Source organism: Delftia sp. ZNC0008, from assembly GCF_000799035.1.
Lineage (GTDB): Bacteria > Pseudomonadota > Gammaproteobacteria > Burkholderiales > Burkholderiaceae_C > Comamonas > Comamonas tsuruhatensis.
In genome coordinates, this window is record NZ_JTKZ01000433.1 from 4,003 (window position 1) to 5,075 (window position 1,073).

Annotated in this window: 1 protein-coding gene and 1 pseudogene; both read right to left on the reverse strand. The window is 58.2% G+C overall.

Translation table 11 applies throughout. The features are described 5' to 3' along the window. A pseudogene (locus tag L995_RS34380) lies at positions 1–231 on the reverse strand (hypothetical protein); the annotation flags it as partial. Further along, positions 228–1,073, reverse strand: an 846-nt coding sequence (locus L995_RS33850; RefSeq protein WP_197065147.1) for a hypothetical protein, incomplete at its 5' end; no start/stop codon positions are given. The gene L995_RS33850 and the pseudogene L995_RS34380, both read right to left, overlap by 4 nt.

Consider the following 1,073-nt stretch of genomic DNA (forward strand, 5'->3'; position numbering starts at 1 on the left):
GATGTTCTTGCGGTACTCTGCAGCCAGGGCCAGACGCAGGCCCGCCGCGATCTCGGCTGCCGGCCGCAGTTCGGCAGGTAGCGGCACGCCGCCGGCCGCGAGCCAGGCGCGGTATTCGACTGCATCGGGATTCGGTGGCAGGCCCGGATCGTCCGCAAGCGGTATCGTCGCGCGTGCGCCGTCCTGCCAGCGATACACGAACCCCTCTCCGGTGAGCTGGTATGTCGTCATGCGTACCACCCTGGCGTAGTTGCGGAGCCAGCTGTGCTGCCGGGCAAATAGCTGGAACCTGCTCCGTTCACAAAAATGCCGGACCCTGTATCCGTGGAATAGCGCTGCCCCGTAGCACTTCCGGTGAATGTAGAGGCATGGAATTGAGCCAACGAATTACGAGCTGCGCGTGCATAGCCACCAGATCCAAAGGATGGCGATCCAGTCAGAGTGACATTGCAGAGCAGTCCCAGGAATGTTGCTTGATCAACGCATTCGACGTGCCAACCCGAATCAACCGCGCCAGATATCGTGTATGTAGCCGCCCGCGCATTGAGAATACTTCCACTCGCAATATACATATGCGTGCGACCTGCCGCCGCATAATTTATCTGATCGATAGTTAAATAATTTTTCCCACCTTCCAAAAGAATTGGATATCCGGCAGTTCCTGTAGTTTGCAGCGTTAGATACGTCGCTTTGTATTTGCTATAGCGGGTTTCTACACCCCGGAAACACGAACCGTTGTTGACAGAAATAATTGTGCTGGTTTGGTCTGCATTTAGCCCTCGTACATGAATCGTTCCGCCACCAACATGCTCGCGGAGAACGACCCCCGCAGCGTAAGTTCCGGGCCCCACCAAGATGGTGATGTCGAAATTGTTGTTGTCGAAAGCAGCCGCGACATCGACCGCCTTCTGGATCGTGAGGAATGCACTGCCCGCACTATTGGCCAGTCCTGTGTTGCTGTCGCTGCCATCGGTGCGGACGTAGTAGGTGCGCGCGGCGGTGAGCTGCTCGCGCACGCCGGGCAGCGTGTCGCCCGCGGGCAGCTGGCGAATGCGCCCGCCGACCCTTACAAG